General features: G+C 54.1%; 19 protein-coding genes and 1 pseudogene. 5 read left to right on the top strand and 15 right to left on the bottom strand.

From position 1 onward, the window contains the following. Window positions 1-136: 136 nt before the first annotated feature. From ACI7RC_RS06580 to nadE, 5 genes are all read left to right on the top strand, one after another. Window positions 137-940 carry an NUDIX domain-containing protein gene (locus ACI7RC_RS06580; protein WP_408107434.1) on the top strand — a complete coding sequence of 268 codons (804 nt, stop codon included), beginning with the start codon at window positions 137-139 and terminating at the stop codon, window positions 938-940. Window positions 941-1,029: 89 nt separating this feature from the next. Continuing rightward, on the top strand, window positions 1,030-1,161 hold the full coding sequence (locus tag ACI7RC_RS06575) for an isochorismatase family protein (RefSeq protein ID WP_408107433.1): 132 nt from the start codon (window positions 1,030-1,032) through the stop codon (window positions 1,159-1,161). Between the two features lie 108 nt (window positions 1,162-1,269). Continuing rightward, window positions 1,270-2,946, top strand: a complete 1,677-nt coding sequence (locus tag ACI7RC_RS06570) for a nicotinate phosphoribosyltransferase (protein ID WP_408107432.1) — start codon at window positions 1,270-1,272, stop codon at window positions 2,944-2,946. Between the two features lie 53 nt (window positions 2,947-2,999). After that, window positions 3,000-3,605, top strand: a complete 606-nt coding sequence (gene nadD / locus ACI7RC_RS06565; RefSeq protein ID WP_408107431.1) for a nicotinate-nucleotide adenylyltransferase — start codon at window positions 3,000-3,002, stop codon at window positions 3,603-3,605. 23 nt (window positions 3,606-3,628) lie between these two features. Continuing rightward, complete coding sequence (gene nadE, locus ACI7RC_RS06560; RefSeq protein WP_408107430.1) at window positions 3,629-4,462, top strand: ammonia-dependent NAD(+) synthetase; 834 nt, start codon at window positions 3,629-3,631, stop codon at window positions 4,460-4,462. A gap of 10 nt (window positions 4,463-4,472) precedes the next feature. Here the strand turns inward: nadE and ACI7RC_RS06555 are convergent, their stop codons facing one another. From ACI7RC_RS06555 to ACI7RC_RS06485, 15 genes and pseudogenes are all read right to left on the bottom strand, one after another. Then, window positions 4,473-5,462, bottom strand: coding sequence for a hypothetical protein (locus ACI7RC_RS06555; RefSeq protein ID WP_408107429.1), 990 nt, complete (start codon window positions 5,460-5,462; stop codon window positions 4,473-4,475). A 34-nt stretch (window positions 5,463-5,496) separates the two neighbouring features. Continuing rightward, window positions 5,497-7,185, bottom strand: a complete 1,689-nt coding sequence (locus ACI7RC_RS06550) for a tetratricopeptide repeat protein (RefSeq protein ID WP_408107461.1) — start codon at window positions 7,183-7,185, stop codon at window positions 5,497-5,499. Between the two features lie 81 nt (window positions 7,186-7,266). Beyond that, a pseudogene (locus ACI7RC_RS06545) lies at window positions 7,267-7,338 on the bottom strand (SEC-C metal-binding domain-containing protein); the annotation flags it as partial. Window positions 7,339-7,423: 85 nt separating this feature from the next. Beyond that, window positions 7,424-8,857 carry a sigma-54 interaction domain-containing protein gene (locus tag ACI7RC_RS06540; protein WP_408107428.1) on the bottom strand — a complete coding sequence of 478 codons (1,434 nt, stop codon included), beginning with the start codon at window positions 8,855-8,857 and terminating at the stop codon, window positions 7,424-7,426. Window positions 8,858-8,870: 13 nt separating this feature from the next. Beyond that, on the bottom strand, window positions 8,871-10,826 hold the full coding sequence (locus tag ACI7RC_RS06535) for an oxidoreductase (protein WP_408107427.1): 1,956 nt from the start codon (window positions 10,824-10,826) through the stop codon (window positions 8,871-8,873). Between the two features lie 22 nt (window positions 10,827-10,848). After that, entirely contained in the window at window positions 10,849-11,568 is a 720-nt protein-coding gene (locus ACI7RC_RS06530; RefSeq protein ID WP_408107426.1) for a (Fe-S)-binding protein, read from the bottom strand. Then, window positions 11,568-12,833, bottom strand: coding sequence for a 4Fe-4S dicluster domain-containing protein (locus tag ACI7RC_RS06525; protein ID WP_408107425.1), 1,266 nt, complete (start codon window positions 12,831-12,833; stop codon window positions 11,568-11,570). Before ACI7RC_RS06525 ends, ACI7RC_RS06530 begins: the two co-directional genes overlap by 1 nt. 1 nt (window position 12,834) lies before the next feature. Then, entirely contained in the window at window positions 12,835-13,737 is a 903-nt protein-coding gene (locus ACI7RC_RS06520) for an adenine nucleotide alpha hydrolase family protein (protein WP_408107424.1), read from the bottom strand. Next, on the bottom strand, window positions 13,734-14,726 hold the full coding sequence (locus ACI7RC_RS06515; protein WP_408107423.1) for an electron transfer flavoprotein subunit alpha/FixB family protein: 993 nt from the start codon (window positions 14,724-14,726) through the stop codon (window positions 13,734-13,736). The genes ACI7RC_RS06520 and ACI7RC_RS06515 overlap by 4 nt, the downstream gene beginning before the upstream one ends. 260 nt (window positions 14,727-14,986) lie before the next feature. Then, window positions 14,987-16,252: a sensor histidine kinase gene (locus tag ACI7RC_RS06510; RefSeq protein ID WP_408107422.1), complete on the bottom strand. Its 1,266-nt coding sequence runs from the start codon at window positions 16,250-16,252 to the stop codon at window positions 14,987-14,989. Beyond that, a complete protein-coding gene (locus ACI7RC_RS06505) occupies window positions 16,245-16,931 on the bottom strand; it encodes a response regulator transcription factor (protein WP_408107421.1) in 687 nt (228 codons plus the stop codon). The genes ACI7RC_RS06510 and ACI7RC_RS06505 overlap by 8 nt, the downstream gene beginning before the upstream one ends. Window positions 16,932-17,098: 167 nt before the next feature. Beyond that, the gene (locus ACI7RC_RS06500) at window positions 17,099-18,799 is read right to left on the bottom strand and encodes a hypothetical protein (protein WP_408107420.1); all 1,701 of its coding nucleotides are present in this window, start codon (window positions 18,797-18,799) and stop codon (window positions 17,099-17,101) included. Window positions 18,800-18,975: 176 nt separating this feature from the next. After that, window positions 18,976-19,953 (bottom strand): 2-hydroxyacid dehydrogenase, encoded by a 978-nt coding sequence (locus ACI7RC_RS06495; RefSeq protein ID WP_408107419.1) that lies wholly within the window; start codon window positions 19,951-19,953, stop codon window positions 18,976-18,978. Window positions 19,954-19,974: 21 nt separating this feature from the next. Continuing rightward, window positions 19,975-20,613 carry a bifunctional 4-hydroxy-2-oxoglutarate aldolase/2-dehydro-3-deoxy-phosphogluconate aldolase gene (locus ACI7RC_RS06490; RefSeq protein WP_408107418.1) on the bottom strand — a complete coding sequence of 213 codons (639 nt, stop codon included), beginning with the start codon at window positions 20,611-20,613 and terminating at the stop codon, window positions 19,975-19,977. 31 nt (window positions 20,614-20,644) lie between these two features. Then, the gene (locus ACI7RC_RS06485; protein WP_408107417.1) at window positions 20,645-21,595 is read right to left on the bottom strand and encodes a sugar kinase; all 951 of its coding nucleotides are present in this window, start codon (window positions 21,593-21,595) and stop codon (window positions 20,645-20,647) included. Window positions 21,596-21,616 lie beyond the last annotated feature (21 nt).

The raw sequence follows: 21,616 nt of genomic DNA, 5'->3' as shown, positions 1-21,616 counted from the left end.
CCTTTAATTTTCCAAAAAGGCTTTCTTTTTTTAAAAAAAATTTTAGAGCTTCCCCTTGCTTTTTTTACGTTCATCAGTTACTATTCAATTAACAATTCGCGATTAACGAATTAATAATCCGGAAGGAAGTTTACCAATGCCTCCATATTCTACGGAAGAGGAATTTCTCCGTCATTACAATCCGAAAAAGTACCGAACGCCTGACGGCTATACGGCCGATATCGCCGTTTTTACGATTGTAAAAGACGTGGTGCAAGAAGACGAAAAAGAAGTCGAGAAGCCAATGCTGAAACTTATGCTGATCAAGAGAGCAAGCAAAGACGCGGAAGGCAATCCCAATATTGAGGGCGGCAAATGGGCGCTTCCCGGAGGGTTTGGTTCGGACAAAGAAACAGCCTATGAAACAGCGATTCGAGAGTTATCCGAGGAGACCGGAGTATCGGGGATTCACGTCAAGCATTACGCGGTATTCGATAAGCCGGGGAGAGATCCGCGCGGATGGATCATATCCAATGCCCATTATGCGATTGTGCCGAAGGATTACCTGGAAAAACGCAAGGCAGCGGATGACGCTGAGGAATGCGAACTCTTTGCACTCAGTCAAATCGATCAGTTGACCCTTGCTTTTGACCATCGTGAAATCATTGAGACGGCGATAGAGGTCATCAAGCGCGAAATGATTCAGACGACCTTGGCAAAGCACTTTTTACCGGAAGAGTTTACGCTTGCCGAACTTAGAGACGTGCTTATGACAGTCGTAACGGACGATGTGAGCATCACGCATAAATCAATATTTTGGGAGAAGGCCCCGAAGCTGTCCTTCATCGATTTGGCGGTTGATGAAGAGGGAAATCCCAAAACGACCAAACGCAATTCGCGGCGGAAAACGCGCTTATATCGGTTCAATAATCACGAGCCGTTCGCATCGATTTACCGGTAAAATCGGTGCAGCTTTTTTTACAGGTTATTAATTCGTATTTATTGAATTACGAATATAATGCAAGGTATTCAGCCTTCACTGGAACAGACTTGGACGTAAAATGGCGCGAGCGGGGGATTGCCGAACTTCATTTCGTCGGCGTGGCTTCGAACATTTGCGTCATGCACAGCGTTTATGGCGCCTATGAACGCGGATATAACATCGCCGTGCATGAAAAGTAGCAAGCTTTGATCAACTCGGCCACGAAGTCGCATTAAAGCATTTCAAATACAGCCTGGGAGCGGCAATATATTAACACCCGCTTCCTGCCTCGAGAGGAGACTCCTTGTATGCGTAACACGAAAACCATCTTCGATTTGATCAGCCCAAAACAATATCGATTCATTCACGTCTGCCAATCGTGCGGTCAGCCCGCTTTCCGGCATGACGACAACCCCGACCATGAATGCGTCGTGTGCCGCAGCCATGGCAGGTTTGACGCAGCTCCTTACTTCAACCCGGCAGAAGACTACGCGCTTGATGTAGACTTCTACGCGATTACGATGATGTATGCGCTCTGGAAACAAAACCTGCATCTGACACCGGTTGTCTTCGATGATTTTTACAGAAAGGCTCCTTTCGTAAAATCGGTCGGCGAGTACAGCGGCGAGCTGGGCGGATATGTCGCATTCGGCGGACTTGGCCACTTAATCGAGATCATTCAAAACCTGTACTTTAACGAGGACGATATCGCGTACCTGCGCGAACGGGAAGAGCGCTTCGATGAGGCCTTTCTCGACGATCTGCGCCGATTGAGCTTTACTGGCGATCTGTACGCCGTACAAGAAGGAAATATCATTTTCCCCAACACGCCTTTCATACGAATCGTCGCGCCTGTGTGGGAATGCATTTGGATCGAGGCGATGCTGTTGAATACGATCAATGCGGAGTCCTTGCAGTTGACAAAGGGATCTCGAATCGCAACGGCCGCGGGTGGCGATACCCTGCTGGAAATGGGCAAAAGACGGGCGCAGGGCCGCGATGCAAGCGTCTATGGCGCGAAGATGGCGTATATCGCCGGCTTCAGCGCCACAAGCAACGTGAAAGCCGGTAAGCACTTCGGAGTGCCGATAACGGGAACCATGGCCCATCTTTACGTAATGTTTCACCCTTCTGAATTGGATGCCTTCTTATCGTACGCTGAGGTGTTCCCTCACCGGACAGTCCCGCTGCTTGACACTACCGACACTCTGCGCAGCGGGGCTCCCAACGCAATTCAGGCAGCCAAGGTGTTGAAGGAAAAGGGCTTCCGTCTGGCAGGCGTGCGGCTTGATTCGGGCGATCTCGCGTATTTGAGCAAAGAGGTGCGAAAGATGTTCGACGCCGAAGGTCTTGATTTTGTCAAAATAGCGGCCACAAATGACCTTGATGAATACACGATCACTTCGCTCAAACAACAAAAGGCCCAAATCGACATCTGGGGCGTGGGCACCAAATTCATTACAGCCTACGACCAACCTGCTCTTGGCGGAGTCCATAAAATCGTTGCGAGGAAGCCCTTCGACGCCGAACTTGGCGCCGCTGCCAACAGAAAGACGATGGAAGACTGGATAGCGCTCATTAAAATATCCGAGAGCATGGAGAAGATTTTGAACCCTGGCCTGAAAAAGGCGTACCGGCTCTATGACGAAAACGGAATGGCCAAAGGAGATTATATCTGTCTGGAAGATGAAGTGATCCAAGGAACGGAAATGGTGCTCCGCCATCCGACTAACCCGCTGAAAAGCAAAACCGTTCGTCATTTTACATGGGAGGAGCTGCACCAACCGATCTTTTTGGCCGGCCGATTGGTATACGAACAACCTAGCCTTGACGAAATTCGAAAATATCACCAAGAGCAGAAGGCGAAGTTCTGGGATGAGTATATGCGCGTGGATGTCCCCGAAGTCTATCCGATGGCGATCTCTGATCAGCTTCGGAAGATGAAGGAAAGAATGGTATTCGAAAAACTCGGCATGCGGCAATAAATTTCAAAGCAAAGCGGATAAAGAGAGTACTTGAACGAAAGGACTGATCTACTATGAAAATCGGAGTTTACGGTTCTTCCTTTGATCCGATCACAAATGTCCATTTATGGACTGCCTCTACCATTTGCCACAGAAAGCGGCTCGATAAGGTCATTTTCCTTCCGTCCTCGAATAAACGGATGGATAAGGAGATGAACACCTCCGACGACCATCGTATTGCCATGATCAAACTTGCCATTGCAGATAATCCGAAATTCGAATTGGATACCTATGAGATGAATGTGCTCCCGGGTCTGCAGTACACGTATTACACCATGAAATACTTCAAGGAAAAATACCCTGACGATGAATTGTATTTCATCATGGGTGCCGACCTTCTCGTCGATATCGGAGAAGGGAAATGGAAGTTTGGCGATGAACTCGTCAAGGAGAACAAATTCATCGTCATGGCTCGCAACGGGATCGATATGCTTGGTGCCATCGCCAGATCTGCGCTATTGCGGAATCACGATGATCAGTTTCAACTGGTAGACAAGGGCTTGGCGATGGACATCAGCTCCACCTATATCCGGGAGGAGCTCCGCATGGGCGGGGAGCCGCGGTATCTCTTGCCGGACGCGTGCTACTTTTACATCAAGAAACACGGCCTGTACCAATAAAGCTGCTAAGGGAGGATTCTTCAATGGACGCAACACTGCAGCAAACCATCATCGAAGCGCTGGGTGTACAGCCCGAGATTGACCCGCAGGCGGAATTTCGCAGGAGTGTCGATTTTCTGAAGAACTACCTTCGCAAAAATCCGGGGATTAAATCGCTTGTACTTGGACTGTCGCTCGGCCAAGACTCTACCCTTACGGGGAAGATTGCCCAGACTGCTTGCACCGAGATGAACAAGGAAGTTGCTGCTGCCAATTATCGTTTTATCGGTGTGCGGCTGCCGTATGGAGCGCAAGCCGACGAGCATGATGAAGAGGCGGTTATGAACTTTATTCAACCGGATCTGCTGTTGACGGTAAATATCAAGGACGCTGTAGATGCAAGCGCTGCTGCTGTCACCAAAGCGCTCGGCACCGGAATTTCGAAATTTCTGCACGGCAATATCAAGGCGAGGCACCGGATGGAGGTCCAGTATACCATTGCGGGCCATTACAGAGGAGTTGTGCTCGGAACAGATCATGCAGCCGAAGCGGTGACCGGATTTTACACGAAGTTCGGGGATGGGGCAGCAGACCTCGCTCCTCTCTTCCGGCTGAACAAGCGGCAAGGAAAAATGATCTTGGAAGCGCTAGGTTGTCCCGAACAGCTGTATTTGAAAACGCCGACTGCAGACCTGGAAGATGACAAGCCGCAACTGCCAGACGAAGTCGCCCTCGGCGTAACCTATGATGAAATCGATGATTATCTGGAAGGAAAGACTGTATCGGAAACGGCAAGAGAAAAGATTGAGGGTTGGTATTTGCGTACCGAACATAAACGCCGCCGCCCCATCACGGTCTTTGACGATTGGTGGAAATAATCAGCCGCCATCACCGCTCCAACATGTTATCGAGATTGTGGTAATAATCATCCGGCAGGCCGTCCGATTCGTGAAAAGCATCCGGGTCCGTATAGTCGGCTACCAATTTGACCTGCAATTGGGCAAACAAGTCCCTGGCCTGTCCGGCTGCTTCCGCCAGCGTGTACAAGGATTTGGCACCCACATCGTCGACGTCCAGGATAAGCGTAATTCCTTTTTCTGTAAACTTCTGAAAAATATCCCGAATCTTGTCTTCCGACGCAAACACGTAACCGTGACACTCCATCACGGGGATCACATCACACTGTCTTTGCGTCATCATCCGCTCGCAGATCAGAATCAAGTCAAGCGGCGTCGCCCTCCATTCGCTTGACCCGCGGGCAAATGGCGAGGGGTCGAGCCACAGCGGCCTTTGCACCAGATATTTGCCCGCTTCTTTTTGAACCCGGTAACCCGACAGGCGCAGCAGTTCCACCGCCCGCTTCACGTAATGGAGAAACGTCTCTTTCTCCCCGGCACATTCCGGCAATCCGTGGCGCAGCTCATACCGGATCGGCCCTGCTTCTCCCAGGCGAATCCGCTGCAGCTGTCTCAAGTAACAAGCTTCCACCTGGGACCAGGTGCGCTCGTCAAAAGTATACTTTTCCTTGATGCTGTGCCAGTAGGCGTGCAGCTTCTCTTCCGTCTCGCAAAACTGCAGGCGCAGCCAAGCACGCGTGACGTCGCCCTTGACGTTCGGATTGGTTTCATAGCATTTGTCAAAAGGATAGGGAGACTTGTTTCCCTGGCGGCGCCTGCCCGTCGCTCGCACCGTGGCCCGGACGATCAGATACCCTTTGTCCAGCTTCGCCAGCTTTTCGTGGCCAAGCATCGCATTAGTTAACGCATCGTATTCGTCGACCCCCCACCATCGCTCGGTAAACCGGTACCAGTTGGGCAGAGAAGGATCCAGGCGGACATCCCCCATCGCTTCGATAAAGTACTCTGCTTGTCTATCCATGTTTGCCCCTCGCCATCTTTCATCGCTTTTTTCTTCAACCAAATCGTTCATTCAATGCGACAATCGCCCGCTCGAAATGCTGGTCAGCTGCCGCCTGCAGCCACCGGCGGGCCTCTTCATGATTTTGGGCGACGTATTGACCTTTCTCATACATAATGCCTATGTTGTACTGGGAGACGGCATCGCCCATCTCGGCGGCTTTCAGCGACCATTCAAACGCCTTCTTTACACTGGGTTTGACGCCTTTGCCGCTGTAGTACAAGGAACCGAGTTGGGTGCATGCCTTTCTTTCCCCGTTTGCAGCCGCCTTCTCCATCCAGTAAATGGCCTGCTTGGCGTCCTTTTTTACCCCGTCGCCGTGCAGCAGGTTGATGCCATACCAGAACTGGCAGTGCGCATCGCCCGCTTCCGCCCCTTTTCTCAGCCATTTGGCTGCCTGGAAGTCGCTCTGGGCAACGCCGAGCCCCTGCTCATACATTTCTGCGATGAGTCGATAGGAGGGAATATGCCCTGCCTGGGCGCTGCTGTGAGCGAAGCGATAAGCCTCCTCATAGTCCTCCTGCCGATATAGTTCCGCTGCCCGGTCATAGGCAAGCTGCGGATTCTCAGGGATCGCCTCTCGCAACTTCGGCAACGGTGCCGCCCCATCCGAGTCGCCGTCCGTCCATTCGGCGGGAAGCACTCCCAACTCTGTCAGGTCGAACACAGCGTGGGCGTACGGCGGGACTGCTCCTGCCTTTTCCCAACACAAATACTCCAGCGCCCGCTGCGTCCAGACAAAGCTGCGAACCTGCTGGTACATCTGATGGGAAATGAATTCCCCGTGGGCGGCCCGATTGCGGATTCCGTTCAGCGAGTCCATGATCTTCACAAAGTCGGGGATGTACTGGGACAAGATCGGCAGCGGATGCTCCAGTAAGTAACTGGTAATCTCCCGCCACATCAGCCGTTTGGACTGCGGCATCTGCTCCCGCTGTTGAATCAGCGCCCGCAGCTCCTGCTCCAGGACGCCGAAGTAACTCATCGCCAAAAATTGATAGGAGATCAGTTCCGGCGATTTCTCCGACAGCTTGTTTTCAGCGTCAATCGCCGTAGCGATGGTGCGCAAAGATTCATCGGTAAAAGCGTACAGGACCTGCTGCAACTTCTTGTACTCGTTTTCCAGCTCATCCATCGCCTTGACTTCCATCCAGACGTAATCCGGTCTTTCCGAAGTGGAAAACAGCTTCCAGTCGACCAGTGTATCACCGGTATCTGTGTATAAAATCGCCGCCTTAAAGTAAGTCCCCTCGGGAATGCCCTCTTTCAGCAGGCGGTAAACAAATTCACATGTAAACCGAAGTGCGCCGTAGTCAAGGCTGGCTCCTTGCGGCAGCATGGCGAAGTCGAGCAGGCACGCTTCCGCGCAGTGATCGCGGGCCACCTGCTCTTCAAATATCGTCAACCTATCGGGTACAGACAGCGGAACCAGTCTGGACTTGCCAGCCAGCACTTCCGCCATCCTCTTCCCATAGTACTCTTCTTTGCGGGTAAGCGCCCAGAAGAGGTCGCTGAACAAAGCCAGCAGCACGCGGTCCCGCGGATGGGGTTGACGCAATTCGTGTATGGCCTGTTCCAGTCGAAACAGCGTATACGTGCGCAGGCCGGAAGGGCGGATGCCTTCAATGATTGGCAAAAGGTCTTCTTCGACGTTGTGCACGAGAACGCCTCCAAACACTTCCATGGCGTCCCGCCTTCTTTCTTCTATGGCCCTTTCCAATTCGGTTGACTTCCATCTCCACGCTGCCCGCGGCTCGGTGCTTCCGGGCATACAGCAGAGTTTGTACTTCTTCCTGGAACCGCATGGACATAATTGATTTTTGGATATAGCCGGCATTCTGTATGGCCCCCCGCCTGACAATCGACATCATATCTGTTTGAAGCACTAAGATATGTTCGCGAGTCAGGAAAGAAAATCCTTTTTAGTCCGCTTCCTCCGGTTCGCCAATCTGGTACTTGTGCATTTTTCTCAGCACAGTGGCTTGATTCACGCCAAGCACGCGGGCGATTTTCCGCGACGTCCGGTACTGCTTCCAGGCGCGGTGAAGAATCTGCTTCTCCACTTCCTCCACCGCCTCCTTGATCGGCACAAGCTCCTTGACTATCACGGCTTCTTCCCCGGAAAAGGGGGCCGGCTGCAGGTAGTCCGGCAGATCTTCCGCCTTGATCACACTGGAATCCACTGTGACGATCAACCGTTCCATCAGATTTTCGATCTCCCGGACGTTGCCCGGCCAATGGTAAGCGAGCAGAGATTGCAGCGCCTCCTCTTCAAGCTTGACGCTGCGGCCAAATTTTCCATTGAAGTACTGCCTAAAGTGTTCGATCAGCAAGCGGATGTCCTCCGGGCGGTAGCGGATGGCCGGAATATGGATCGGGATGACGTGAATCCGGTAAAACAGGTCTTCGCGGAATTCTCCGTTTTTCACCATCTGCTGAAGGTCGCGGTGGGTAGCCGCGATGATCCTCACGTCAACCTCAACCGGCCTGCTCCCACCCAGCTTCTTAAATTTCTTTTCCTGTATAACCTGCAGGATTTTCACTTGCAAGGCTGGAGGAATTTCGGCGATTTCATCCAAAAACAGCGTGCCTTTGTCGGCGGACTCGATCAGCCCGGTCTTCCCCCGCCTCTCGGCACCAGTGAATGCTCCCGCTTCATATCCAAACAGCTCGGATTCCAGCAGATTGGCCGGAATCGCTCCGCAGTTAATATGGACAAATGGCTGGTCCTTCCGCGGGCTGTGCGTGTGAAGATACTTGGCCAGGACGCCTTTGCCCACCCCTGATTCGCCCAGCAAAAGAACTGTGGAGTCTACCACGGCAATCTTCTGGGCCAATTGCAGGATGTCCGTCATCACTTTGCTTTGGGCGATGATGTCTTTGTCTTTGGACTGATCGCTCCGCAGTTGATTCAGTTCATCCCGATAGTAGCCGACCAGCTTTTCCGCTTCTTCCAGGCGCTTCTGAAGCTCTGCCAGCTCGGTGACATCCCGGACGTTGCTGATAATCCTGTGCAGCTTGCCCTCTTTGTCAAACACCGGATTGGCTGTGACGATAAACTGTTTGCCGCCGACGATGACTCTCCCTGTCTGCATTTGCTTGGTTTCAATCACCTTGGGATTTAAGGAATGAATAATATCCCCGTCCTGTTCCAATTCGTAACAACTGCGTCCGATGTAATAAGACGGCGGCTTCCCCGTCGTGCGCTCGCAGGCCGGATTGACGTACAGGGTAACCCCCTGGCCGTCGGCGACGTATATCTCGTCGAATGAATGGTCAAAAATCAACTGCAATTCTGACAGCAATTCCTTCGTCTTGTCCACCTGCTGCATTTCCTCTATTTCCTCCGGCGGCATTACGTTCACCTCTCTATAACTTGGCGGCCAGCTCCAATCCTTCCAGTATCGCGTTCTCCGCCGTCCGCGGAGCCAGGCAATCGCCGATGCGATGGATTTCCTTTCCAAGCTGCTTCAGATTGTAGTACAAGTCCGTCCGCTGAATGTAGCCCGTCGCTAGGACGATCCCGTCGACATCGTCGATCTGGTAAGGTTCGTAGTTAAACATATTATAGAACAGAATCGAGCTGCCGTTAATTTCCTGGATGCGGTAGTGCGGAGTCATTTTTACCCGTTTGGTGTACAAGTTGCCTAAATACACATCCCGCAAATACCGTTGCAGTTTGCCGGCGACGACATGAGTGCCGGAGACGATCTCCACATCCTTCCCTTGATCGGCGAGGAATTCAGCCACACCGACACCAGCCCAATCCCCGTTCCAGTCGTAGACGACGACCCGCTGCCCAGGGTCAGCCTGCCCATTCAGAACAGCCTCGACAGAGTAGACGTTTTTCTGATCGGTTCCGCCAATCTGCGGAAAGTACGGCACACCGCCAACGGCCATTACGATCACATCCGGATTCAGCTCTTGCACGACCGCTTCATCGACTGGAGCCTGCAAGCGGACGTGCACTCCGGCAAATTTCAGCTCCCGCTGCAAATTCAAGATCAGATCGCCGAATTCGCTGCGGTTGGGCGCTTTGATCGCCGTACGGACAAGCCCGCCCAGCTCCGCTTCTTTTTCGTACAGATGCACCTCATGTCCCCGCTGGGCCGCGATCACTGCGCACTTCATTCCGGCGGGACCGCCTCCGACCACCAGTACCTTCTTCGCTTTCTGTGCCTTCGGCATCTGGGCGTACTGAAGCTCCCGGCCTGTCACGGGATTCTGAATGCAGCTGATCGGCAGCCCGATTTCCATGTGACCGATACAAGCCTGGTTGCAGCCGATGCAGTAGCGGATTTCTTCTGTTTTTCCCTGGCTGGCCTTGTTGGGCATGTGCGGATCGCAGATCAGCGCCCGCGTCATCCCCACGACGTCGGCCTGCCCGCTCGCCAGGATTTTATCGGCAATCACCGGGTCGTTGACTCTCAGGTTCATAAACACAGGCGCATTCAGCCGCGATTTGAACTGTCCGGCAACAGGGGCGAAGACGCCGGGCTCTACCGGAGCTGGCGGGGCAATGAATACCGCCGCAGTCTCTGTCGAAGAATGTCCTCCAGTAACGTTAAAGTAGTCCAGTCCGACCGTCTCTTCAATATATTCGCAAATTTTCAAAATTTCGTCAGTCATCATCCCCTGGTCAGCCAGGTCGTCGCCGCTCAGCCTCATGCCGACGACAAAGTCATCCCCTACCGCCTCCCGGACGCGCTGGATCACTTCAATCGTAAAGCGCATTCTGCCTGCAAAATCTCCGCCGTACTGATCGTCACGAAAATTGATGTTCGGCGACCAGAACTGGTTGAACAGATACCCATGGGAAGCCACCAGCTCTACCCCGTCGAGCCCCCCTTGCTTGACCCGCATAGCCGCTGCGGCATAGCCCTCGATGATCTCCTGGATCTCTTCCACTTCCAATTCCTTCGGTATGTTCTTAAACCGCGCTGTCGGCGTCGCCGATGGAGAGACGCCGGGAAAACCGGGAGGACCTATCTCGTTGACCTCTCTTCCGGGGTGAAACAGCTGCACGAACATCTTCGTCCCGTATTTGTGTACCGCTTCAGCCAGCTTTTGATAATACGGAATGATTTCGTCCGTGTAAGCGACCAGCGTATCCGCCGTAAAATAAGCGGTCGGGTGTACCGCATTCGCCTCCATGACGATCAGGCCCGCTCCTCCTTTGGCCCGCTCTTCATGGTAAGCGATCAAGCGGTCATTGGGCAGGCGGTTCTCGACAAATGTCGTCATATGCCCTGTGCTCATGATGCGATTTTGCAAAATCAGCCGCCCTACTTTTACCGGCGTGAACAAAAATTGAAACGGTTCCATTGTGATCCTCTCCCTTGTCAGATTAAGCGGTATGCTCGTCGATCAACTCCGCAATATCTTTTACCGGCAGCTGTTTTCCCGCCAGTCCCAGCCCTTCCTCCAGCATAATCGCGCAAAAAGGACATCCGCTGGCGATCACCTCCGCACCTGTCTCGGCCGCTTCCACGGCCCGGATGTGATTGATCTTCTCGCCCTGCCGGTTGCCTCCCCAGATCGAACTGCCGCCTGCGCCGCAGCAGAAGCCTTTCTCCCGGCTTCGCTTCATTTCGACGACCGGGCCGCCGGCGACCGCCTGCAGCACCCGTCGAGGTTCTTCAGTTACACCGTTATGCCTGCCTAAATAGCAAGGGTCGTGATAGGTGACCGACTGGGCCAGGGGTTTGGTCAGAGTCAAACGTCCTTCTTCGATCAGTTGGGACAGGTACTGGCTGTGATGAACTACTTCAAAATCTCCGCCAAACGCCTTGTACTCTCTTCCGATGGTGTGCAGACAATGCGGGCAGGTAGTCAAAATCTTCTTAACTTTGTGCTCGTGCAGAGTACCGATATTATGGATTGCCAGTTCCTGAAACAGCGCTTCATCCCCTGTACGCCGGGCAAGATCGCCGGTGCAGCGCTCTCGTTTCCCGAGAATCGCAAAGTCGACCTTGGCCTTTTGCAGCACGCTCACGAGGGCACGGGCGATCTCCCGGGCCCGCGGATCGAAGGCTGGGGCGCAGCCTACCCAGTACAAGATTTCCATTACATGGCCTCCTCTCTGTTTTCTGCCACTTTCACCTGCAGTCCCTTTGTCCACTCTGTACGGGTATGGCCTGGATGTCCCCAGGGATTGTGGTAGGTTTGCAGATTCGCAAGGGTCTCTGCCATCTGGGGTTCCAGCAGGTTTTCCCCGATCAGCCCCTGCCGCAGCGAGACGATCATCGGCACGTGTCTGATCGAGACAGGACAGCGTTCCATGCACGCTCCGCAAGTCGTACAGGAGAGCAGTTCCTCCTGGCTGAAGCCCGCGAGCGGTTCATCCGGCCTGTGCATCTGGTCCCGCAGCTTCAGCACGATGCTCCTCGGAGCCAGCGGCTTGCCGCTTTGCGCAGCCGGACACACCTCATCGCACCTGCCGCATTCAGTGCAGGCATCCACACTTAACAGCTGGGCAAAGGTAAAGTCTCTCGGCCTGCTTCCGCCGAGTCCGCGGCCGGCTGCAGCCGCCTCTTCGAGAGACTGCCGGGACAGGTTGAAGGCAGGGGTGATATCGGTCTCGGTGAGCGGTTCCGTCAACAGAATATTGATCGGAGCCAAGAAGATATGAATCAGCTTGGTATAAGGAATCAGGGCGATGAAGGCGAGCGAGAGCAGCATGTGAATCACCCAGGCCGCCAGGTACACAGGTATCGACGATTCGTTTACTCCCATTAGCAGCAGCCCCTGCCCCAGGGCGTATCCGACAAACGACCACCCCCCGTGCGCAGGAAGCGTAATCGCCAAGCGCAGGGCCTCCAACACAAAACCGCTGATGCCGATGGCGAACAACAAGCCTAACATGGCGTAATCAGCCGGTTTGGACAAAAGCCGGGCGATTCTCCTTCCGGGCAGTCGATCGACGACCGCCAGCCCTACTCCGATCAGAAACAGGACGCCGAATAAATCGAGGACGGCCTCGTACAGCAGGTAAAACCAACCGCGCAGAAAATGAAGCTGAAAATCGTAGTCGAAGAAGACCAGCACCGTACCGATAAACAAAACGACCATGCCCGCGCTCAGCAGCATGTGCATCCGGCCGCTCCGCTCCTCCTCGCGTATCCGTCGTTGGCTAATAATCACGGCGAGCCGCGAAAGCAGGACAGACTTGACTTGGGCGAGCGACAGCGGGGAAGGCCTGCCCTTTTTCCACATCCGGTACCGGCGGTAAAATCCGTATCCAAACAGGATCAGGCTGACGGCGCTTGCTGCGTACAGCACGATCTGCAGTCCAGGCGGTATCGCCCAAAAGGTATGGCGAAAGACGTCCACGTCACACCTCCTTTCTCCATTCCTCCAACTTCGCAAGCAAAAGCCGGGCTGCCTTGTCGGCGGAATCGGTTACGATCTCTTTTGTCTTCTGGTCCGCTGTTTCCGCCTGACGGCCGCCCATCATCATCTTCATGCGGGCAGCCAGCGGGTTGCCCCTGGCAGGGCCGGCTCCGGGCGCCGCGGCGGCTGGCGGCGGGGCAGTTGTTTTGGTGCGCGGTTTTACCTCACACAACCGTTGAAAAGCGATTGCTCCCATCTGATCGCCCCGGTCTACGTCCGGTTCCATAGCGACTGCCTCCATCGGCACTTTTCTGCTCTGCAAATGAACCCTGCTCAACTGCGGCACATACGCGACGACCTCTTGCGGCCTGATGGACACTACCGCCGGCAGTTCGATCCGGTACGTCCCTTTGTATCCCTTCTTATACATCGTCCTGGCATGCACTTGCCGCCGATCCGGCCCGGAATAGACCGCTTCAACGCCGCCCAAGTGGGTAAACTGCAGCAGCTCCGCCAACCACCCGCCCGTAAACGAATGGAAGCCGTCCGACTGCCTTTCACTGCAGAGGACGATCTCGGGCGAAAGCCGCTGCAGCAGGGAAGCGAGCTGGCGCACCCGCTCCCTCGGCTGCTCAACGGCTGAATACGGGCTGATCAGAAAAAAGACGCGGGCGGCGCCGACAAGAGAAAGCCGGGACAGCAGCCCCTCGTCCCCTGCCTTGCCGATGACGATCACGAACAGCTCCCCGTTGCGTTCCTTGGACAGCCGCTTGCCCCATTCCAGAACACCGGCGTCTTGCCGACTGATCACCGGCAGCGCATCTTCCAACGCTTCGCCAAGCAGGTCGTACCGCAGCACCCGCGGATCGGCCGTCACTTCCAGAACGGCAGCTATCCTGCTCAAGAGACCCCCTCCACTCTGTTTTCCAGTATTTTCAAAATCGCCGACACCACGTCCTCCGCCGGAAGACCGATGACCACTTCGGCGTTTTCTGCGATGGGAGCGGCAAGGTCGGGGTTGATGACAGCGAGGTGTTTTACGTCCTTGATCCCGGCGAGGTGGTGAGGCGCACCCGATATGCCGATCGCCACATAGACATGGCTTGCTACCGTTTTTCCGCTGGCCCCGATGCGGTACTCCCGGGCGATCAGCCCGCTTTCATCGGCGACCTTGCTGCCTCCGATCGGGCAGTTCCAGGCTTCGGCCAGCCTTTTGATCTGCTCCATCCAGCTCCTGCCGACTCCCCTGCCGACGCCGATGATGACCTCCGCCTCATTCAGGGAAAGCTCGCTCCAATGAATCGGCTCCACTTTTTCCAACGCGATCTTTTGAACTTCCGGCGTATAGGAAAACAGGTGGGTTTCCCATTCGCCGACGGGCTGCTCCCGTTTCTCCAGGGAAGCGAGCGAGACGGTCAGAATGCAGAACTCCTCGTTTTCAAGCGAGAACAAGGAATGCGCCTTCCCGCCGTAGACGTTTTTCCGCAGCTGCAGCTTGCCTTTTGACATGGTGTAATCGACGACCTCGCCCAGCAGATCGGCTTCACAGCGGAGGGATAGCCGCGCCGCCCATTCACTTCCCAGCGAATCGGCCGGCAGGAGCAGGCACCGCGGACGCCAGATCTCCAGCATCTTGGCCAAGCCAGGCAGTACCTCGCCGGCTTCGAGTGAACGGCCGTCGCCGTCATCCGGATGGAGCAGATAGGCTTTGCCGATTCCGCAGCGTTTCAGCTCCGCCGCCGCTTCCTTCGCCTGGCTTGCCGCAATGCCGCACGCCTGTGCACCAATCAACCTGGCCAGCCGCGCTGTTTCGGAGGCCATCCTGAGCCCCAGATCAGTCCATTTTCCGTTTTCCGATTCAATCCAGCCCCATACCTCAGGCAATGCCTTCAAGCGGATCACCTCAAAGCGATATTGTTATATTTGAATAGCAATAATAGTGCCAATAATCAAACCAAAGGATTGTCAAGCCAGTGAGCATCCCCGCGATACGCAATTGAAGCATGATTGCATCATTTTCTCAAGCAAACGCCAGTACCTACCCCATTTTCCTTGCATCAAATAGCGAAGCAAAAATAAATCAAGTGACGCAAATTCGCATCACTTACAAACCCCCCCTTCTCCTGGGCAGAAGCCCGTAAATGAAGGGGGGTTCACTCTTTCACTTTGATCGGCAGCGTAATGAAAAAACTCGTGCCTGTGCCTGTTTCGCTTTCCACCCGCACCTTGCCTCCGTGTGCGTCGACGATCCACTTGGCGATGGACAGGCCCAATCCGCTGCCTTCCACCGTTGCCGCCCGCATTTTATCTCCGCGGAAAAACCGGTCAAAAATAAACGGGATGTCCTCTTTCGGTATGCCAACTCCAGTATCCGCCACCGTGATCGCGGCTGAACTGCCCTCTCGCTTGCACGATACGGAAATGGTCCCAGCCGGCTCCGAGTATTTCAATGCGTTATCCAGCAAAATCACCATCAGCTGACGCAGGCGCTCTTCGTCGCCCAGAACTTCCAGGGGCTGCTCGATATCGGTCTGCAACTGTATCTCTTTCACCTCGGCCAGTTGTTGAAAGGCCTGAACGCTCTTCAGTACGATCTCATCCAATCTCACTCGCTGTTTCATGATTTGCCGTTCATTGGAATCGGAACGAGCCAGTGTGAGCAGATCGGAAACCAGCCGGTTCATTCGTTTGCTTTCTTGAATGCTGACGGAGATGCTTTCGCTTTCCTGCTCGATCGTATGGTCAGGATGGCGGAACAGCCGTTCAAGATTTACCAGAATCACCGACAGGGGAGTACGCAGTTCATGGGAAGCATCGGCGATGAATTGCTGCTGCTTCTCCCAGGACAGCTGAATCGGAATCAGCGCCCTTTTTGCCAGAAAAAGGCCTGCAAGGCCGGCGATGACGATACTCGCCAATCCGCCGATCACGATGACGTACAGCAGCGTGCTGAGCATTTTCCCTTCCGGCTCGAGATTGTAGATCAACTGAATCTGCTCCAACCGCTTGAATTTGCCGTTAAAAAACAGCGTGTCGTTAACGGGCAGTGTATAAACACGGTAGGGCAGACCGCTGACCGTGAACGTATCGATCCCCTGCATGTCTGGGGTCGGCCGGAATTTGAGCAGGTCTTCCGGTTCCATGAATTCTCCGTATGCTTTTCCCAGGATCCCGCCCTGATCATCCCACATTAAAAATACAATGCGGCGGTCTACATCGGGCCATCTGATTCGATCCAATTTGGGGTGAACGAGTTGGGTTGAATAGATGCGATTGGCGATCTTCTCCAACTCACCATCTACCTGTGAAAACATCCGGTACTTCATCGTGAAGTAGACCGCTCCACCCAGTCCGTTTAAAAGCAGGATAAACACGATCACATTGAGCGTGACCAGGCGAATGCGGGTCCTCCTAAACATTCTCCTTGTTCTCCTTCAGCATGTAGCCGACATTGCGAATTGTGCGGACGAGGTGCTGATACCCGTACTCGCCCAGCTTTTTCCTCAGATAGTGGACATAGACGTCAACCACTCCGTAATTTGCCTCGGAGTCGATCCCCCAGACCCTGTCGAAGATTTGCTCTCGTGTCAGGATCTGTTCCCGATTGTGAAGGAAGTACTTCAACAGTTCATATTCTTTGCCGGTTAACTTCAAGGCGTGTTCCCCTGCGTACCCATCGTACTCCTGCGGCTTCAGCGAGATCGGCCCGTATACCAGCTCGCCTTCCTTGCCGATTTTTCCGTTTCGCCTGAGCAGCGCCCTTGTTCTGGCGAGCAGCTCTTCCACGGCAAACGGTTTGATCAGGTAATCATCAGCACCGGCATCCAGGCCTTCGACTCGCGCCTCTACGCTGTCTTTTGCTGTGAGGAACAGGACTGGCGTGAGCACCCCTTTGGCCCTCAGTTTCTTGATGATCGACAGCCCGTCCAGCCCAGGCAGCATTATATCCAACACCAGCAAGTCGTAAATTCCCCGCTCCGCAAGCAGCAGCCCTTCATCTCCTCGATCGGAACGATCGACTTGGTATCCTTCGTCCGCGAGAACACTGGCGATCGCCTGAAGCAGCGACGGCTCGTCCTCCACTGTTAAAATGCGCATTCCAATCCCTCTTTCACCTGTATATCTGTGCGAGTCAACCCGCTTATGCAGATGTGGATGCTTCCCTCCCCAGTATGTTCGAATCAACCGGGTAAAATCAATCAACAATGCAGGTCACACGCGAGAAGACAGGTGAATAATCACCTGCCTCCTTGCATGACTTTTGCTTATTCGCCTGCGGCTTGTTGTTTCATGATGACTTTTTCCGGGCGATCGCCTTTATGCTTCTCGACCATGTTCTTGACCATTTCGGCCGTTTTTTCCTTCACTTTATCCGCTTGCTCTTGCGTCAGCTTGCCCTCTTCTACGGCTTTGGCCAGCTGTTCCTCATGCTGCTTGGTCAGCAGGCTGATCACCTCGTCTTCCGCGACGCCTTGGGCTTCAGCGATTTGCGCCAGCGACTTGCCGTCCTTCAGCTGAGCTTTCAGCCCCTCCGCATCCAGCTTCAAGAGCGACAGCAGTTCCTGGTTGTCTTTCGCATCAAATTTTACCAGCGCTTTTCCACCCATGCGCTGATGGGTATTCTCAACCATGTTCTTGACCATCTCGGCCGTTTTTTCCTTCATCTTATCCGCTTGTTCTTGGGTCAGCTTGCCGTCCTCTACGGCTTTGGCCAGCTGCTCCTCATGCTGCTTGGTCAGCAGGCTGATCACGTCGTCTTCCGCGACGCCTTGGGCTTCAGCGATTTGCGCCAGCGACTTGCCGTCCTTCAGCTGAGCTTTCAGCCCCTCCGCATCCAGCTTCAAGAGCGACAGCAGTTCCTGGTTGTCTTTCGCATCAAATTTTACCAGCGCTTTTCCACCCATGCGCTGATGGGTATTCTCAACCATGTTCTTGACCATCTCGGCCGTTTTTTCCTTCATCTTATCCGCTTGCTCTTGGGTCAGCTTGCCGTCCTCTACGGCTTTGGCCAGCTGCTCCTCATGCTGCTTGGTCAGCAGGCTGATCACGTCGTCTTCCGCGACGCCTTGGGCTTCAGCGATTTGCGCCAGCGACTTGCCGTTCTTCAGCTGCGTTTGCAGCCCTTCCGCATCCAGCTTCAAGAGCGACAGCAGTTCCTGGTTGTCGCGGATGTCAAACTTTACGCCAAATCCTCCGCCCATGCGCTGATGGGTATTCTCAACCATGTTCTTGACCATCTCGGCCGTTTTTTCCTTCATCTTATCCGCTTGTTCTTGGGTCAGCTTGCCGTCCTCTACGGCTTTGGCCAGCTGCTCCTCATGCTGCTTGGTCAGCAGGCTGATCACGTCGTCTTCCGCGACGCCTTGGGCTTCAGCGATTTGCGCCAGCGACTTGCCGTTCTTCAGCTGCGTTTGCAGCCCTTCCGCATCCAGCTTCAAGAGCGACAGCAGTTCCTGGTTGTCGCGGATGTCAAACTTTACGCCAAATCCTCCGCCCATGCGCTGATGGGTATTCTCAACCATGTTCTTGACCATCTCGGCCGTTTTTTCCTTCATCTTATCCGCTTGTTCTTGGGTCAGCTTGCCGTCCTCTACGGCTTTGGCCAGCTGCTCCTCATGCTGCTTGGTCAGCAGGCTGATCACGTCGTCTTCCGCGACGCCTTGGGCTTCAGCGATTTGCGCCAGCGACTTGCCGTCCTTCAGCTGAGCTTTCAGCTCCTCCGCATCCAGCTTCAAGAGCGATAGCAGCTGCTCATTCTCCGTAAGAGAGGCGCCCTTTACATATTTCACGTTTCCTTGTCCGTTATGTGTTTTAAATACGCCCAGTTTGATTTTATTGAGATTGTCTTGCTTCGCGCTCTGATCCGAATTTGTTACGACAGAAGGAGTGGCGGCATATGCGCTCCCTACACTCAAAACAGTTGCCATCGCTCCCAAGACCAAACCAACTTTTGCTTTACTCCACATACTCTTATCACCCTTTCAGAATGTGTTGTACCCAGGCACATCCCTAGTGTAGTTCCCGTATCTTAAATTTGCCTTAAAGAAATGTGGAAAACCCTTGGAAAAGCTGTGTATGACTTAAAAAAACCCCTTATCCATCATTTTGGACAGGGGGTGCTTACGCTCTGAGCAAATGTCGATTAGGGCAGCAAAGAAGGGTTTAGCAAGTTCTCAGGCCGCTCTCCGAATAACCCGGCAAGCATGTTGCGGGCTGCCTTCATTGCCATCTTTTCTCGCGTTTCCCTTGTAGCGCTGCCGATATGGGGGGAAGTGACCACGTGAGGCAAGGAAAGCAAAGGGTTGTCTTTTGGGATGGGTTCGGTCTGAAATACGTCCAGCGCGGCACCGCCGATCTGCCGCTCCGTCAATGCCTGTATCAGCGCCTGTTCATCGACGACGCGTCCACGAGAGGTATTGACCAGAATCGCGTCTTTCTTCATCAAGCCAAGCTCGCGAGCTCCCATCAACCCCTCCGTATCTGGAGTAAATGGCGTCATCAAGACGACGTAATCGGACCTGCTGAGCAGCTCGTCCAGTGTGACGTACTCGGCCCCAAGGGATTGTTCCGCATCTGACTTGCGTGAGCGGTTATGGTAAAGAATTTTCATGTCAAAGCCCTTGGCGCGCCTGGCGACGGCTTCCCCGATCCTGCCCATTCCCACAATGCCGATTGTTGCTCCATGCACGTCTTTTCCCAGCATCAGGCTGGGACGCCATTCGTTCCACTGACCGTCCTTGACGAAACGGTCTGCCTCCGGAATCCGTCGGGCCGCCGCCATCAGCAAAGCGAAGGTAAGATCTGCCGTCGTTTCGGTCAAAACATCAGGCGTATTCGTCGCGAGGATTCCGCGAGCCGTCAGGGCAGGGAGGTCCAAATTGTCGTAACCGACCGCAATATTGCTGACGATGCGCAAACGAGGAGCCTTATCCAGAACAGCAGGAGTGATTTTATGGCGGGAATAGACCATCAGGCCGTCTGCCTGCTGAAGGGCGGCGAAAAAGGACTCGTCATCAAGCTTTTCCTCTATATCGCGGTAGTCTACTTCGCAGCGCTCACCAAGCAGAGCCAGGGCTGATTCGGAAATGCGATTCGGTATAAACACAACCGGTTTTGTCATTGGCGCCGACTCCCTTCTTTTCTACGCCCTTGCCTCTTTGACGACCTCGACGAACCGGCGGGCAGTCTGGGTCAAATGAGCCAAATACGCTTCGTCCATCTCTGACTTGAAGCTGACCAGAGAGCTTCCGACGCCTACGGCTACCGCACCTGCCTTGATATAGGCGGCCGTATTGGACAGATCGACCCCGCCCGTCGGCATCAGCGGAATCTGCGGCAGCGGGCCGTGTACGTCCTTCAGATAGCCGGGACCGAATACATTGGCCGGAAATACTTTGATGACATCTGCTCCGCGTTCATACGCAGCCAAAATCTCTGTCGGCGTCAATGCACCCGGGATGCTGACAATCCCATACCGCTTCGTGATTTCGATGGTCTTCGGATTTACTGTCGGGGAGAAGATAAACTGAGCACCAGCCATGATGGCAGCACGAGCTGTCTCCGGATCCAGTACCGTCCCGGCGCCTACCACCAGCTTGTCTCCATATTCCGCGGAGACCTGTTCGATGAGCGAAAGCACCTTCGGAGTCTCTACCGTAATTTCAAGCGTCGTGACTCCTCCTTCGTAGAGCGCCTTGGCCACAGCCATGATCTTTTCCGGTTTTGCCCCGCGAATCACGGCCACGACACCGCTGTCGAGGATTTTTTCCAGTTTGGTCATCACACATTCTCCTCTCTGTATCAAAACTCACTTACCTGATTACTTCTTCGTCAGGCGCTTCCACAAACCTCTTCAAATCAGACCGTTCCGGCAATCCTTCGACATCGCCGTTTACCATTGTGACGATGGCTCCGACTGCATTGGCCCGTTTGACTGCTTCTTGTAATGACAGACCATCCAGCAGCCCGGAGATAAACCCGGCCGCAAATCCGTCGCCCGCACCGACGGGATCCACCATTTGCTCCACGCGGAAACCGGGTACATGCCGGTTTTCTTCCGGTGTGAAGTAGTGAGCCCCTTGTTCGCCGAGCTTCAGTACAACAATCTTGGCACCCAGTTCGAGGAAGTGCTGTCCCAATTTGGCAGGATCAGTGTCGCCAAAAAGAAACGTTCCTTCAGACACGCCTGGCAGGATAATGTCGCTCTGGGCAGCTATCTCTAAAAGCGTTTTGCGAGCCGATACTTCCGGCCACAGTTTTTTGCGAAGGTTGGGGTCGAAGACGACGGTCAAACCGTTCCGCTTGGCCATGCGTATCGCTTCAAACACGGTGTCGCAGCATGTCTCGCTCAATGCAGGCGTAATCCCTGAAACAAACAGGTAACGAGCCTTTGAGATATACGTTTCATTCAGATCCGTTGGAGTCATCCGGCTGGCTGCGGAGCCCTTCCGGTAGTAGTAGACCTTGACATCATTTGCTTTGCGGATTTCCTTGAAGTAAATGCCCGTAGGCGCTTCCGGATCGAGGCGGACACAGCTCGTGTCTACTCCTTCTCCGCGTACGAAGGAGAGCATCGCTTTGCCCAGCTCATCGTTGCCGACCCGGCTGATCCAGCCTACAGAATGCCCCAGCCTTGCCAGCCCGATGGCAAAATTGGTTTCGGAGCCTCCAAATTTTCGGGAGTACGTATGTGCATAGCGCATCATACCGGTGCTTTCTGGAGTAAACAATACCATCGTTTCTCCAAAAGTAACTACGTCCATGATGAATTTCCTCCAGGCTGC

It is taken from the genome of Brevibacillus sp. B_LB10_24 (assembly GCF_046036945.1).
In the GTDB taxonomy this organism is placed as follows: Bacteria; Bacillota; Bacilli; order Brevibacillales; family Brevibacillaceae; genus Brevibacillus_C.
This window is presented reverse-complemented; position numbering and strand designations above follow the sequence as displayed.